The 14292-nt window shown below is 73.9% G+C and carries 12 protein-coding genes; 8 read left to right on the forward strand and 4 right to left on the reverse strand.

What is annotated here, in order from left to right:
- The first annotated feature begins 2 nt into the window (after positions 1-2).
- Positions 3-1901: an ABC transporter ATP-binding protein gene (locus tag AB0G01_RS00110; RefSeq protein ID WP_360937580.1), complete on the forward strand. Its 1899-nt coding sequence runs from the start codon at positions 3-5 to the stop codon at positions 1899-1901.
- 154 nt (positions 1902-2055) lie between these two features.
- Here AB0G01_RS00110 and AB0G01_RS00115 read toward each other — a convergent pair whose 3' ends face one another.
- The 3 genes from AB0G01_RS00115 to AB0G01_RS00125 all read right to left on the reverse strand — a co-directional run bounded on the left by AB0G01_RS00115 (position 2056) and on the right by AB0G01_RS00125 (position 7722).
- Positions 2056-3570, reverse strand: coding sequence for an alpha/beta fold hydrolase (locus tag AB0G01_RS00115; protein ID WP_360937583.1), 1515 nt, complete (start codon positions 3568-3570; stop codon positions 2056-2058).
- A 127-nt stretch (positions 3571-3697) separates the two neighbouring features.
- Positions 3698-6586, reverse strand: a complete 2889-nt coding sequence (locus AB0G01_RS00120) for an SMC family ATPase (RefSeq protein ID WP_360937586.1) — start codon at positions 6584-6586, stop codon at positions 3698-3700.
- A complete protein-coding gene (locus tag AB0G01_RS00125) occupies positions 6583-7722 on the reverse strand; it encodes an exonuclease SbcCD subunit D (protein WP_360937589.1) in 1140 nt (379 codons plus the stop codon). Before AB0G01_RS00125 ends, AB0G01_RS00120 begins: the two co-directional genes overlap by 4 nt.
- Positions 7723-7821: 99 nt before the next feature.
- Here AB0G01_RS00125 and AB0G01_RS00130 point away from each other — a divergent pair, with 99 nt between their 5' ends.
- Together AB0G01_RS00130 and AB0G01_RS00135 are read left to right on the forward strand one after the other, a co-directional pair.
- Positions 7822-8757, forward strand: coding sequence for a DNA recombination protein RmuC (locus tag AB0G01_RS00130; protein WP_360937592.1), 936 nt, complete (start codon positions 7822-7824; stop codon positions 8755-8757).
- 41 nt (positions 8758-8798) lie between these two features.
- Positions 8799-9566, forward strand: coding sequence for a DUF6542 domain-containing protein (locus tag AB0G01_RS00135; protein WP_360937595.1), 768 nt, complete (start codon positions 8799-8801; stop codon positions 9564-9566).
- Positions 9567-9744: 178 nt separating this feature from the next.
- Here the strand turns inward: AB0G01_RS00135 and AB0G01_RS00140 are convergent, their stop codons facing one another.
- The gene (locus AB0G01_RS00140) at positions 9745-10689 is read right to left on the reverse strand and encodes a 4-hydroxy-3-methylbut-2-enyl diphosphate reductase (protein WP_360937598.1); all 945 of its coding nucleotides are present in this window, start codon (positions 10687-10689) and stop codon (positions 9745-9747) included.
- A 64-nt stretch (positions 10690-10753) separates the two neighbouring features.
- Between AB0G01_RS00140 and AB0G01_RS00145 the strand changes: the two genes are divergently transcribed.
- The 5 genes from AB0G01_RS00145 to glpX are packed head-to-tail and all read left to right on the forward strand — an operon-like array spanning position 10754 to position 14240.
- On the forward strand, positions 10754-11263 hold the full coding sequence (locus AB0G01_RS00145) for a lipid droplet-associated protein (protein WP_360937601.1): 510 nt from the start codon (positions 10754-10756) through the stop codon (positions 11261-11263).
- A gap of 25 nt (positions 11264-11288) precedes the next feature.
- Positions 11289-12542, forward strand: coding sequence for an exodeoxyribonuclease VII large subunit (xseA, locus tag AB0G01_RS00150; RefSeq protein WP_360937604.1), 1254 nt, complete (start codon positions 11289-11291; stop codon positions 12540-12542).
- Complete coding sequence (locus AB0G01_RS00155) at positions 12523-12930, forward strand: sugar ABC transporter substrate-binding protein (protein ID WP_360937607.1); 408 nt, start codon at positions 12523-12525, stop codon at positions 12928-12930. The genes xseA and AB0G01_RS00155 overlap by 20 nt, the downstream gene beginning before the upstream one ends.
- A complete protein-coding gene (locus tag AB0G01_RS00160) occupies positions 12927-13136 on the forward strand; it encodes an exodeoxyribonuclease VII small subunit (RefSeq protein WP_184691056.1) in 210 nt (69 codons plus the stop codon). Before AB0G01_RS00155 ends, AB0G01_RS00160 begins: the two co-directional genes overlap by 4 nt.
- Positions 13137-13184: 48 nt before the next feature.
- Positions 13185-14240 (forward strand): class II fructose-bisphosphatase, encoded by a 1056-nt coding sequence (gene glpX, locus AB0G01_RS00165; RefSeq protein WP_360937610.1) that lies wholly within the window; start codon positions 13185-13187, stop codon positions 14238-14240.
- Positions 14241-14292: the final 52 nt, after the last annotated feature.

Here is a 14292-nt window from a genome sequence, read left to right on the forward strand (position 1 = left end):
ACATGACTCCGGTGCTGATCGGGGTGGAGAACATCTCCACGCCCAAGTGGGCCAGGATGGGGCGGCGGGCCGCGTCGGTGAGCCTGGGCAAGGCGTTGCGCAGCCTGCCCGCCGCGATCCGGGTGGTCCTGCGGCTGGCGTGGCGGACCTCGCCCCGGTCGACGCTGCTCGCGGGCGTCGTGCACGTGCTGTCCGGGTGCGTCACCGCGTTCGGGCTGCTGGCCACGGCGGACGTGTTCTCCGCGCTGCTGCGCGACGGCCCGACCCCGGACCGCGTGGCGGCGTCGCTGCCCGCGTTGGCGGTCGTGGTGGGGTCTTACGCGGCACGGGCACTGCTCGACACCGCCGTGGCCGCCGTGGAGAGTTCCTTGCGGCCACGGGTCACCCGCGCCGCCAACGACGAGGTGACCGCCGTCCTGGTGCGGGCCGACCTGCTCGCGTTCGAGGACGCCGACTTCCGCGAACTGGCCCGGCAGGGCGGGCGGCGCGGGGTGCGGAGCCTGGAGAACAGCCTGCGCTACCTGGCGGACCTGACCTCCTCCTGCATCACGATGGTGGCCGCCGTGATCACGGTCGGGCTGCTCAACCCCTGGCTCGCGCCCGCGCTGCTGCTCGCCGCGCTCGCGAACGCGTGGGCGTCGGCCAAGGTGTCGAAGCTGCGCTACGAGCACTTCCTCGACTCGGTGACGCGCAACATCCGCAAGAGCGTCGTGGAGGAGGTGGCGACCTACCGCGAGTTCGCGCTCGAACGGCACGCGCTGACGTTGCAGGAGCAGTTGCTGGGCGAGCACCGCCGGATCGCGGATTCGCTGGTGGAGGACGAGATCCGGGTGGCGCACCGGACCAACCTGGTGCGGCTGACCGGGCGGGCGCTGGCCGGGCTGGGCACCGGGATCGCGTACGGCGTGCTGGTCCTCCTGCTGCACACCGGGGGCATGGAGCTGGCGCTCGCGGGCACCGCCCTGCTCGCGATGCGCACCGGGTTCTCGTCGCTGTCGACCACCACCCGCGCGGTGAACTCGCTGTACGAGGACTCGTTCTACCTCGACTTCTACCGCAAGCTGCTGGTCGAGGGCGCGGAACGGGCGCAGGGCTCGTCGACCGTCCGGCCGCCGGCGGACCCCGGGCTGATCACGCTCACCGACGTGTCCTTCACCTACCCCGGCAAGGAGGTCCCGGCGCTGGACGGGGTGACCCTGTCCGTGCGGCGCGGCGAGGTGGTCGCGCTGGTCGGCGAGAACGGCTCCGGCAAGACGACCCTGGGCAAGGTGCTCACCGGGTTGTTCCCGGCGAGCGCGGGCACCGTGCGCTGGGACGACGTGGACATCGCGGAGGCGGACAAGACGGCCGTGCACTCGGCCATCGCGGTCATCGCGCAGGACCCGGCGCAGTGGCCGATGACCGCGCGGCACAACGTGACCGTGGGGCGGCTGGGCCGCGACGACGAGGGCGCGTGGCAGGAGGCGGTGGCGAAGTCCGGCGCGGACGAGGTGCTCGACTCGCTGCCCGCCGGACCGGACACCGTGCTGTCGCGGCGGTTCAACGACGGCCAGGACTTGTCCGGCGGCCAGTGGCAGCGGATGGGCATCGCGCGCGGCATGTACCGGGACGCGGCGGTGCTCGTCGCCGACGAGCCCACGGCGGCGCTGGACGCCAAGGCGGAGGCGCGGGTGTTCGAGGGTCTGCGGCAGGCCACCGCCCGGCGCACCACCATCCTGGTCACGCACCGGCTGGCGAACATCCGCAACGCCGACCGGATCGTGCTGCTGGACCGGGGCCGGATCGTGGAGCAGGGCACGCACGAGGAGCTGATGTCCCTGCGCGGGCACTACTTCGAGCTCTTCGAGCTCCAGGCGTCGGCGTACCGGGGCGATCTGCTGGCACAGCCCGCGCAGCCGTGACCGCGCCGCCGTGACCGCGCCGCCGGCCGGGTCCCGGGCGGTGCACCCGGTGTGGAGCGACGGTGCGAGGGGTGTTCGGGATCGGTCCGCGAGGACCGATCCCGAACACCCCTCGATCGTTTCCGGCTACCGCCGCGACTCGCGCATCGCCGGTCTAGTCCCGGCAGGTGACGTCACCGGACGGCAGTTCACCGGTGGCGAGGTAGGTGTTGACGTGCCCCTCGACGCACTTGTTCGGGTAGAGGCCGAAGATCGCGTGCGCGGGCACGTCCTCCAGCGTGACCAGGCGGGAGCCGGTGAGCGCCTGGTGCAGGCCGACGCCGTGTTCGTACGGGGTGCGGGTGTCGCCGGTGGCCTGCACGATCAGCGCGGGCCGGTCGTTGCCGACGACGGTCGCCTTCTCCTTCGGCGAATCCCAGAACGCGCACGGCGTGACGTTGCGGAGCATCGACGCGTAGACGGGTTCGGCGGCGCGGTTGCGGCGGATGTCGTTCCAGTACGTCTCCGGGTTGCCCGGGTAGGCCACGTCGCCGCACGTCACGGCGAGCTGCCCGTCGGCATCCGGGCTTGCCCGGCCCGACGTCAGCGCGAGCAACGACCCCTCCACCAGCGGGTCGACGACGACCTGCCGGCCCGCCGCCGCGTCCAGGAGGTTCCGGGTCGCGGCGGCGGTCGGGGCGTACCGGTCGGGCCGGTCGAGGAAGATGAAGTACATCACCGGCAGGAGCGTCGCGTCCACGGCGTGCCCGCCGATCCGGATCGGCTTCTCCGAGGCACCCCTGATCAGCGCCTCCACCTGCGCCCGGACCTGCCCGGCGGTCGTGCCCAGGTGGTACTCGGCGTCGTGCCGCGCGGCCCACGCCGCCCACCGGTCGAGCGCGGCTTCGTTGGCCCGGCCCGCGTCCTGGAACAGGCCCCGCCCGTACCGGGCCGGGTCGATGGCGCTGTCCAGCACGAACCGGTCGGTCCGCTGCGGGAACATCTGCGTGTAGACCGCGCCGAGGTAGGTGCCGTACGACCAACTGAAGTAGCTGATCTGCCGCTCCCCCAAGGCACCCCGGACCACGTCCATGTCCCGGGCGGTGTTGCGGGTGGTGATGTGCCGCAGCCGGTCGCCCTCCCGCACCGCGCACCGCACCGCCAACTCGGCCTGCGCCCGGTAGTTCTGGTCGAACGACTGCCGGTCGGGGCCCGCCGCCCGCAGCGTGATGCCCGTGGACCAGCCGCAGTCGACGGGCGAGCTGCGGCCGATGCCGCGCGGGTCCATGCCGATCAGGTCGTACTGCCCGGTGACCTCGGCGCTCATCGTCGGCCGCACGAGGAGCATCTGGTCCAGCCCCGGGTTCCCCGGACCGCCGGGGTTGGACAGCATGATCCCCCGCCGCTTGGTGGGGTCGGTCGCCGTCAACCGCGAGATCGCCACGGTGATCGTCCGGCCGCGCGGCTGCTGGTAGTCCAGCGGCACGGTCACGTTCGCGCACCGCGCGCCCGCCGCGTCCAGTTCCGCGGTGCCGCACTCGCCCCAGTCCAGGCGTTGATCGTAGAAGCGGGACAGCCCGCCGCGCTGCGCGGAGTCCGCCTCGGCGGGAGCCGCCGCCGCCATGCCGGCTCCTCCCACCAGTCCGGCCGCGACGGCCACCGCCGCGATCGTGGTACCCGGTCGTGTCATCACGGTTCTCCCGCACAGGTCTCGGTGTCTGTGCCCAGAACCTAGGAGTGGACCACCCGCGCCGGACATCCCCCGTGCACCCGGACCGCACTGGGGCCACCCCCACCACCGGCGTGGGCGCGGAGGGTCAGGCCACCACTTCCAGCGACGACCCACCGCGCGCCTTGCGCACCCGCAACCGGGTCGGGATGCGCTGGCGCAGCTCCTCCACGTGCGACACCAGGCCGACCACGCGACCGCCGGCCCGCAACTCGTCCAATGTGGACATCACGAGTTCCAGCGCGCCCGCGTCGAGCGTGCCGAACCCCTCGTCGATGAACAGCGTGTCGAGCACCGCGCCGGCGGACACCACGTCGGACAGGCCGAGCGCCAGCGCCAGCGACGCCAGGAACGACTCGCCGCCGGACAGCGTCTTGGCCGGGCGCTGCCGACCCGAGTAGTCGTCCAGCACGTCCAGGCCCAGGCCGCCCCGGGTGCCGCGCGGCCCGGCCTCGACCGAGTGCACGAACCGGTAGCGCCCCTGGCTCATCCGCTCCAGCCGGGCGCTCGCGGCGACCGCGACCTCCTCCAGCCGGGCGGCCAGGACGTAGGTGCGCAGGGTCATCCGGTGCGCGTTCTGGCCCTGGCCGTTGATCACGTCGGTCAGCGCGTCCAGCTCGGCGTACGCCGCCGCCACCGGCTCCAGGCGCAGCCACCCGGCGGCGAGCTGCCCGGCCAGCTCACCGGCGCGGGCCAGCCGCCGACCGGCGGCGGCCCGCCCGGCGGCGGCCTGTTCGGCCTGGTCCCGGGCGGCCCGGTAGCCGGCCTCGGCGGCCGGCACGTCGAGCTCGGTGTCCGCGTCCACGTCGGGCAGCTCGGCCAGCACGGCCTCGGCGGTCAGCTTCGCGTCCTCGACCCGGCGGATGCGCGCCTCCAGGTCGGCGACGGCGGCGTCGGGCCGTGCGGCGGCCAGCGCTTCCGCCACGTCGGCGAAGCCCGCGCCGGCGGCCAGCCGGGACACCTCCACGCGCTGCTCGGCGAGCCGTTCCCCGTGCTCGGCGACGGCGGTGCGGCGCTCGGCCAGCGCGGTCAGCGCGTCGGCCAGGTCCAGCAGGTGGGCCCGCCGGGCGGTCACGTCGGCGAAGTCGCCGCGCGCGTCCTCCAGGCGGGCGGCGCGCTCCCGCACGGTCTCGGCCAGTTCGCGGTGGGACGCGGCCAGCTCGGCGGTCTCGCGTTCGAGGGCGGCCCGGGTCTCCTCGGCGGCCTCGACCCGGCGCTCCAGCGCGGCCAGCGCGTCGGCCCGCGCACCCCGTTCGGCGGCCACGGTCGCCACCGCGCGGTGCTCGGCGACCAGGGCCGCCGGGTCCTGGTCGCCGACCACGTCGCGCAGGGTCCTCACGCGGCTCGTCGCGTCCTGGAAGGTCTTCTCGGCGGCGGCGCGGCGGTCCTGCGCGACCTGCTCGACGGCGGTCGCGCGCTCCTCGTCGGCGGCGGTCACCGCGTCCGGCACCGGTTCGGCGGGCCGGGGGTGCTCGGCGGACCCGCACACCGGGCACGACCCGCCCGCGCGCAGTTCCGCCGCCAGCTCCGCGGCCATGCCGCCCAGCCGCCGCTGCCGCACCCGCAACAGGACCTCCTTGGCCCGCTGCTGGACGTCGACCGCGTCCCGCCGGGCGTCGTCGGCCCGGCGCAGGGCCTGGTCGGCGGCCGGCAGCTCGCGGGCCGCGCCGGCCTTCCCGGCCACGGCCTCCAGCCGGGCGGCGGCCAGCGCGGACTCCTCGGCGGCGGCACGGGCCGCCGCCAGCCGGTCCGGCACCTCGGCCAGCGCGGTGGCCAGCGTCGCCAGCCGTGCCCCGGCGGCCTGCTCGCGCTGCGCCAGGTCGGCCACCCGACGCCGGTCCTCGCGCTGCCGGCGGGCCTCGTCGGCCAGCGCGGTCAGCCCGCCCGCCTCCTCGCGGAAGCGCTCGCCGTCCGCGCGCAGCCCGGTGCTCTCCGCCACCCGGTAGCCGAAGGCCGCCACCGCGTCCGCCGCCGCGCGCTCCTGCGCCCGCACCCGGTCCACCGCCTGGTCCAGCCGCCGCACGCCCTCCTGCGCGGGCACCACGACCGACGCCCGGCGGGCCGCGTCGCGCTCCCGCACCCAGGACTGCCGGCGCGGCTCGGCCTCGGCGCAGCGCGCCAGGTCGGCCCGCGCGGCGCGCACCCGCCGCACCCGCTCGGACAACTCCTGCGCCTGCCGCCAGGCCGTCTCGGCACGGGCCCGCGATTCGGCGGCGAGCCCGGCTCGCGCGTCGGCGTCCCGGCTCGCCTCGTCCAGCCGCTTGAGCAGCGAGCTCAGCCACTCGTCGTCACCGCCGCCCTCGGGCGGCTCCTCGCCCGCGACCTCGGCCACCCGCTGCACCAGGTCGCGGTTGGCCCGGCCGAACTCGTCCAGCTCGCGCCGCTTCGCCAGCCGCCGCTCCCGGAACCACTTCTCGACGTCCAGGAACCGCTCGGTGCCGAAGAGCTTCTCCAGCAGCTTCTCCCGCTCCGCGGTCTCCGCCCGCAGGAAGTTCGCGAACTCGCCCTGCGGCAGCAGCACCACCTGGAAGAACTGGTCGGCGGTCATCCCCAGCAGCGACTCGACCTCGCGGGCCACGTCGTCGATGCGGCTGTGCCCCTCGCCGTGCCACCCCTCCAGCCAGGTCAGCGACACCTTCGCCGGCTGGCGGGTCACGCCCTCGCCGCGCTTCTTCGGCCGGTCGTACTCGGGGCCGCGCACCACCCGGAACCGCCGGCCGCGCACGGTCAGCTCCAGCACCACCTCCGTCGGCGTGTCCCGGTGCGCGTAGTCGCAGCGCAGCCGCTTCACCTGGCCGCGCGCCCCCGGCACCTTGCCGAACAGCGCGAACGCCACCGCGTCGAGCAAGGTCGTCTTGCCCGCGCCGGTGTCGCCGTGCAGCAGGAACAACCCGTCTGCGCCGAGCAGGTCGAAGTCGACCTCCTCACGACCGGGGTACGGGCCGAACGCGCTCACCGCCAGCCGGTGCAGCTTCACGAATCCCCCTCGCGCGCGGCGGCCGAGAGCGCTTCCCGCACCAGCTCCAGCTCCCGCCCGGCGGGCGGTTCGCCGCGCACGTCCTCCAGGAAGCAGCAGGCGATCTCCTCGTCCTCGCGCCCACGCACCCGTTCGGCGAACCTCAGCCCGGTGTCGCGCCCGCCCTCCGGACGCCACTCCACGTGCACCGCGTGCGGGAACCGGACCTGCAAGCGCCGCAACGCCTCAAGCGGTCGCACCCGGTCGGTCAGCACCACGGACAGGAAGTGGTCCTCCACCGCCGTGTGCGCCGGGTCCAGCAACAGGTCCTCCAGCTCACCGGACGCGGTGGACAGCTCGCGCGGCACCGGCAGCAACCGGCGCTCCACGCCCGACAGCCCGGACGCGTCCAGCTCGGCCAGCCACACCGACTTCACGTGCCGCGCCTCGGAGAACGAGTAGGCCACCGGGCTGCCCGAGTACCTCAGGTGCTCGGCCAGCGTCTGCTGCCCGTGCAGGTGGCCGAGCGCCACGTAGTCGATGCCGTCGAACACCGCGCCGGACACGTCCTGCACGCCGCCCACCGCGATGGTCCGCTCCGACTCGCACGGCTCGCCGCCGGTCACGAACGCGTGCGCCAGCACCACCGAGCGCCCGCCGCGCGCCGCCAGGTCGACCCGCACCCGGCGCATCGCCTCGGTCAGCACGGCCGCGTGCCCCCGGGACGCCACGCCCAGCGCGTGCCGCGCCGTGTCCGGTTCCAGGAACGGGATGCCGTACACCGCGACCGGGCCGTGCCGGTCCGCCAGCAGCACCGGCTCGTGCAGGTCCGCGATCCTGGTCCTCAGGTGCAGCCCGCCGGCCGCGGCGAACCCGCCGAACAGCCCGAGCCGCGCCGCCGAGTCGTGGTTGCCCGGGGTGATCACCACCCGCGCGCCGGCGGCCCGGATGCGCTCCAGCACCCGCGAGCACACCGCGACCGCCTCCGGGTTGGGCACCGCCCGGTCGAACAGGTCGCCGGACACCGCGACCACGTCGACCCGCTCGTCGGACACCAGGTCGGCCAGCCCGCCCAGCACCGATTCCTGCTCCACGAGCAGGTCCCGGCCGTGGAACGTGCGTCCCACGTGCCAGTCGGACGTGTGCAGCAACCTCATGACCGCCCACGCTAGGGGTGATCACCGGCAGAACCCCGCCATCCGACCCGGCGTGTCGCTCGAACGTGTGATCGGGTCGACGTGCGCGATGATCGGGACATGACGGAGGTCCTCAGCACGGCGGCGGTGGTCGTGGCGCTCCTGCTCGCCGGTGCCCTGGTGTTCCTGTGGCGGCTCTACCAGGACGGGGTGCGGCGCGTCGACGCCGCGCTCGCGGCCGTGCAGCGCGAGCGGGAGCGCGGCGACGCGACCCGGGTCGCGCTCCAGCGCTACGAGGTGGCGTTCTCGTCGATCAGCGGGCGCGGCGAGCTCGGCGAGCAGGTCCTGGTGGAGACCGCGCGGGCGCTCGGGCTGCGCGAGGGCGTGCACTTCCGGCTCCAGGTCGACGTGGCCGGCGGCGGCGCGGTGCGGCCCGACCTGGTGCTGGACGTCGGCGGCGGCCGGCAGGTGCCGGTGGACGCGAAGATGAGCATGGCGACCTGGGCGGAGGCGGTGGAGACCGACGACCCCGCCGAACGGGCCGACGCGCTGCGCGTGCACGTGCGCAACATCCGCTCGCGGGCCGCCGAGCTGGCCGGCAAGGGCTACCAGCGCTGGGCGGACGCGATCTACGGGACGATCATGTTCGTGCCCAACGACGGCGCGGTGGTCGCCGCCCTGGACACCGACCCGGAGCTGCTGCGCTGGCTGCTGGACCGGCGGATCTTCCTGTGCGGGCCGACCGGGTTCGCGGTGATCGCCTCGGCCGCGATGTTCGCCGTGACCGACCGCGCGCTGGCCGACGACGTGGAGCAGGTGCGCGCGCAAGCCTCCAGCGCGCACCGCGCGGCGGACAGCGCCATCGACGCCGTGAACCTGTCCAGCACCCACCTCCAGCGGTTCCTGTCCGCGCGCCGCCGCGAGCTGGACGCGCTGGAGGGTTTCCGGTCGGCGGTGGAGCCGTTGACGGCCGCGTCGGCCAGTCCGACACCCATCGGGGTCGTCCGACGGACTGATGAAGGTGTCAGTGCACCCTTGGACGCCCGCGAGGCGTAATAGAGTGTGTGGCCGGAGTCGGAGCCGAACGAGGAGTGGGCGTGACCGCTGCAACGCGCGAGCCGGAGGACGAGGAACTCGACCCCGTCCGCTGGAACGACCGCGCCCTCTTCGGCACCTTCCGCGGGCTGCCCTGGTGGGCGGCGGTGCTCGGGACGTTCGTATTCGCCATCATCGGCACGTACGTCGACGTGAGCTCGGCCGAGAAGACCGTGGGCTGGGTGTTCGCCATCACGTTCTTCCTGGGCGCGGTGGGCGCGGTGGTGTTCGTGGAGCGCCGGTCGATGTTCGGGCCGATCGTGCAGCCGCCGCTGGTCCTGGCCATCGTGGTGCCGCTGGTCGTGATCTTCACGCAGGGCGTACCGGACGGCGGCCTGCCGTCGATCGGGCTGAACCTGGGCAAGCCGCTGATCGACGGTTTCCCCGCGATGGCGCTCACGACGGCGTGCACGGTGATCCTCGGGATCGTGCGGGTGACGATCCAGAAGGACCCGAACCGGCCCACCCGGGACGAGGTCCGCGAGGCCGAGGACGACGTGCGCGCCGCCAAGGACGACGTGCGCGCCGCCAAGCGCCGGCCGGAGAAGCCCGCGCCGGAGGACCGCCCCCAGCGCTCGCGCGAGACCGCCTCCCGGGACCGCGAGGCCGCGCGCGACGAGGACCGCCCGCGCCGCAAGCCCGCCCCGGACGGCGAGGACCGCCCGAAGCGGCCCCGCCCGCAGTCCGGCGACCGGCCGCGCCGGCCCCGGGAGCAGGGCAAGGACGGTCGCACCCCCCAGCGCCGCCCCCGCCCGCGCGACGAGGACTGACCCTCCCGACCACAGCCCGAACGCGGCCCGCCGGCTGCCCGACGCGCACCGGCGGCAGCGCCCTCGGCGGGTCCCGACCCGGCCCCGGGCCTTCCGCCTCGTCCGCCCGATCACCCCGGGCAGCGGAAGGCCCCCGCTGCGCACGCGGCGCGACGGGGGCCTGCGACAGCTCGGCGGGTCAGCGCACCATGTCCTTGCGGAGCTCGCGGGGCAGCGCGAAGGCGATCTTCTCGTTCGCGGTGGTGATCTCCTCGACGTCGCCGTAGCCGTGCCCGGCCAGGAACTCCAGGAGCTCCATCACCAGGATGTCCGGCACCGACGCGCCCGAGGTCACGCCGACCGTCGCCACGCCCTCCAGCCACGCGAGGTCGACCTCTTTCGCGTAGTCGATCAGGTACGAGGCGCGCGCGCCCGCCTGCAACGCGACCTCGACCAGCCGCACCGAGTTGGACGAGTTCTTCGAGCCGACCACGAGCACCAGGTCGCACTGCGGGGCCATCGTCTTCACGGCCGTCTGCCGGTTGGACGTGGCGTAGCAGATGTCGTCCGACGGGGGCTCCTGCAAGTCCGGGAACCGGTCCTGCAACTGCCGCACCCGGATCATGGTCTCGTCCACCGACAGCGTCGTCTGGGACAGCCAGACCACCTTGGACGGATCGCGCACGACGACCTTGTCCACGTCGGCCGCGGTGTCCACGAGCTGGATGTGGTCCGGGGCCTCGCCCGCCGTGCCCTCGACCTCCTCGTGTCCTTCGTGGCCGATCAGCAGGATGTCGTAGTCCTCGCGCGCGAAGCGCTTGGCCTCGTTGTGGACCTTGGTCACCAGCGGGCAGGTGGCGTCGATGGTGCGCAGCCCCCGGTCGGCCGCCTCCTGGTGCACCATCGGCGACACGCCGTGCGCGGAGAACACCACGAGCGCGCCCTCGGGCACCTCGTCGGTCTCGTCCACGAAGATCGCACCGCGGTCGGACAGGGTCTCCACGACGTGCTTGTTGTGGACGATCTCCTTGCGCACGTACACCGGGGCCCCGTACTGCTCAAGCGCCTTCTCGACGGTGACGACCGCGCGGTCCACACCGGCGCAGTAACCGCGCGGCTTGGCCAGGAGCACTCGCTTGTCCATGCCACCAGGGTACGGGCGGGCCGGCGGTAGGCATCCGCAGCCCGACTGCGGCAGGCTAGAGGCCATGAAGCCACTTCCGCTGCCCGTCCGCCTCGCCGCGGGACTGGCGGTCACCGCCGTCGAGCAGGCCCGGAAGCTCCCGCGACAACTCTCGGGGCTGCCGGTCACCGTGGTCAGCGAGGCGCTGCAACTGTCGATGCGCATCCAGCAGCAGGTGACGGAACTCGCAATCAAGGGTGACGACGCGCTCGCCGGGCTGCGCGCGGCCGAGGAGGAACCGGAGTGGGCCACGTTCGACGAGGACGACGTGCCCGCCGGTGAAACCCCTGGTGAGACGGACGAGGACCCGTGGGAGGCCGAGGAGCACGCGCTGGCCGCCGACGAGCAGACCGCGCCGCCGGACGTGCTGCCGAACTACGACGAGCTGACCTTGCCGCAGTTGCGGGCCCGCCTGCGCACGCTGTCGCCGGAGGAGCTGGAGCAGCTCCTCCGGCACGAGCGCGCGCACGCGGCCCGGCCGGAGTTCACCGGCATGCTGGCCCGGCGGATCGCGAACCTCGACGCCCAGCCGTGACCCCAGAAGTGAGCACCGACACCCCGTGACTGACGAGAAGTCCAGCCCCGAGAACCCCTGGCCGGTCCGCACGGTCGCGCGCAAGATCTTCGACTGGATCAACCGCCTCGGCGACGTGTGGGTGGAGGGCCAGGTCACCCAGCTCAGCGCGCGACCCGGCACGACCACCGCGTTCCTGACCCTGCGCGACCCGTCGGTGGACATGTCCATGACGCTGACCGCGTCGGTCGCCCTGGTCCGCGACCTCCAGCTCACCGAGGGCAGCCGGGTCGTGGTGCACGGCAAGCCCAACTTCTTCCCCAACCGGGGCACGCTGAGCCTGCGCGTGGACGAGATCCGCGCGGTCGGCATCGGCGAGCTGCTGGCGCGCATCGAGCGGCTCAAGAAGCTGCTCGCCGCCGAGGGCCTGTTCGACCCGCGCCGCAAGCGCCGGCCGCCGTTCCTGCCGAACAAGGTCGGGCTCGTCACCGGGCGCGCGTCGGCGGCCGAGCGGGACGTGCTGACCAACGCCCGCAACCGCTGGCCGGGCGCGCGCTTCCGGGTGGTCAACGTCGCGGTGCAGGGCCCCCTGGCGGTGCCGCAGATCCTCACCGCACTGTCGACTCTGGACCGCGACCCCGAGGTGGACGTGATCGTCCTGGCGCGCGGCGGCGGCAGCGTGGAAGACCTGCTGCCGTTCTCCGACGAGGCGCTGTGCCGCGCCGTGTCGCAGGCCCGCACGCCGGTGGTGTCCGCGATCGGCCACGAGCCGGACAGCCCGCTGGTGGACCACGTGGCGGACCTGCGCTGCTCGACGCCGACCGACGCGGGCAAGCGGGTCGTGCCCGACGTGGCCGAGGAAACCCGGAAGGTCCGGCAGCTCCGCGACCGCAGCCGGCGCGCGCTGCGCGGGTGGGTGGACCGGGAACGCGGGCTGCTCACCTCGTTGCGCAGCCGACCTGCGCTTTCCGACCCGCACGGCCCGTTGGACCGGTGGGCGCAGGACGTCGACCAGTGGCGCGAGCGGGGGCGGCGGGCGATCCGCAACCGACTCGATTCAGAGCGGTCCGGGCTGATCGCGACCACCGCGCGCTTGACGACCCTCGGACCTGCCGCCACGCTGGCGCGTGGGTACGCCGTGGTGCAGCTCGTGACCCCCGACGGGGTGGACGGGGTGCTCCGGTCGGTCTCCGACGCGCCGGCGGGTGCCCACCTCCGGGTGCGGGTCGCGGACGGCGCGGTGCACGCGGTCGTCCGGGAAGCCGAGGAAGGAGGCGGTGGTGCCGAATCCGGCGCGTGAGCCCACGTTCCTGCCCTTGACGACGGCCGCCGCCGGCAGCGCGGACGACGACGGCGCGCGCACGGTGCGTGACCGGGCGGAGGCGGCGGACCGCGCCGCGGCGGACTGCTGGCTGTCCCTGGTGGCGGGTTGCACGTCCGGCGGCCAGGCGTTGGCCGACCGGCTGCGCGACCTGTCCGAGGCGACCTGCGACTACGCCGGGGTGCGCTGGTGGCAGTCGCACGGCCTGGTGCACCGCAGGCGCGTCGAGGAGGCCGAGCGCCGCCTCGACGACGCGGTGCGGGAAGGTGACGGAGCCGAGTTCGCGGAGGCGTTCGTCGGCTACGACCAGGCCGTGGCGACCGTCGTGGTGCACGTCCGGAACCGATTGGGGAAGCTGTCCAGGTGAGCGAGCCGGGCTACGAGGAGGCCAGGGACGAGCTGGTGGAGGTGGTCCGCAGGTTGGAGGCGGGCGGCCTGTCGCTGGAGGAGTCGCTGGCGTTGTGGGAGCGCGGCGAGGCGCTCGCGAAGACCTGTGAGCGGCGGCTCGCGGGAGCCCGCGAGCGGATCGATCAAGCACTCGCGGTGACCGAGGAGGACGTGGCCGACGCCTGACACCGTGCGAGGATTGGTCTACCGGCCGGTGATCGCAGGAGGAACTCCATGGTGTCCAGCAGCAACCCGTCCGAGCGTCGTCGCGAAGCCCCCGACCGGAACCTCGCGCTCGAACTCGTCCGGGTCACCGAGGCCGCGGCGATGTCCGCCGGGCGCTGGGTGGGTCGTGGCGACAAGAACGGCGGCGACGGCGCGGCCGTCGACGCGATGCGCAAGTTGATCGGCACCGTGTCGATGCGCGGCGTGGTCGTGATCGGCGAGGGCGAGAAGGACGAAGCGCCCATGCTGTTCAACGGCGAGGAAGTCGGCAACGGCGACGGGCCCGACTGCGACGTCGCGGTGGACCCGATCGACGGCACGACGTTGATGGCCAAGGGGATGCCCAACGCGCTCGCGGTGCTCGCGGTGGCCGAGCGGGGCGCGATGTTCGACCCGTCCGCGGTGTTCTACATGGAGAAGCTGGCCGTGGGCCCGGAGGCGGCGGACGTCATCGACATCACGGTGCCGATCGGCGAGAACATCCGCCGGGTGGCCAAGGCGAAGCACAGCGACGTGTCCGACGTGACGGTGTGCGTCCTGGACCGACCGCGGCACGAGTCCCTCGTGGCGGATGTCCGGAAATCGGGCGCTCGTATCCACTTCATCTCCGACGGCGACGTCGCCGGCGCGATCTCCGCGGCCCGTCCGAACACGGGCATCGACCTGCTCGTCGGAATCGGCGGGACGCCCGAGGGGATCATCGCGGCGGCGGCGCTCAAGTGCATGGGCGGCGCGATCCAGGGCCGCCTGTGGCCGAAGGACGACGCCGAGCGGCGGCAGGCGATCGACGCCGGTCACGATCTGGAGCGAGTGCTCCTCACAAATGACCTGGTCAGGGGAGACAACGTGTTCTTCTGCGCGACCGGTGTCACGGACGGTGACCTGGTGCGCGGGGTGCACTACCGCGCCGGCGGGTGCACCACCCAGTCGATCGTGATGCGGTCCAAGTCGGGCACGGTGCGCATGATCGACGGGTTCCACCGGCTGACCAAGTTGCGCGAGTACTCCTCGGTCGACTTCGACCCGCGCCCCGCCGACGACTCCGCACTGCCCCCTCTCCCGTAACCATCTGTTAACAGTCAAGGGGGCGTTACCGGCCGAACGGCTGTAGTCACAG

Source organism: Actinosynnema sp. NPDC023587, from assembly GCF_040640215.1.
Taxonomy (GTDB): Bacteria; Actinomycetota; Actinomycetes; order Mycobacteriales; family Pseudonocardiaceae; genus Actinosynnema.

Bases quoted from the DNA above. Each gene is read 5' to 3' on its own strand.
- AB0G01_RS00110 (WP_360937580.1), top strand. From the start codon at position 3: ATGACTCCGGTGCTGATCGGGGTGGAGAACATCTCCACGCCCAAGTGG.
- AB0G01_RS00115 (WP_360937583.1), bottom strand. From the start codon at position 3,570: ATGACACGACCGGGTACCACGATCGCGGCGGTGGCCGTCGCGGCCGGA.
- AB0G01_RS00125 (WP_360937589.1), bottom strand. From the start codon at position 7,722: ATGAGGTTGCTGCACACGTCCGACTGGCACGTGGGACGCACGTTCCAC.
- AB0G01_RS00130 (WP_360937592.1), top strand. From the start codon at position 7,822: ATGACGGAGGTCCTCAGCACGGCGGCGGTGGTCGTGGCGCTCCTGCTC.
- AB0G01_RS00140 (WP_360937598.1), bottom strand. From the start codon at position 10,689: ATGGACAAGCGAGTGCTCCTGGCCAAGCCGCGCGGTTACTGCGCCGGT.
- AB0G01_RS00145 (WP_360937601.1), top strand. From the start codon at position 10,754: ATGAAGCCACTTCCGCTGCCCGTCCGCCTCGCCGCGGGACTGGCGGTC.
- glpX (WP_360937610.1), top strand. From the start codon at position 13,185: ATGGTGTCCAGCAGCAACCCGTCCGAGCGTCGTCGCGAAGCCCCCGAC.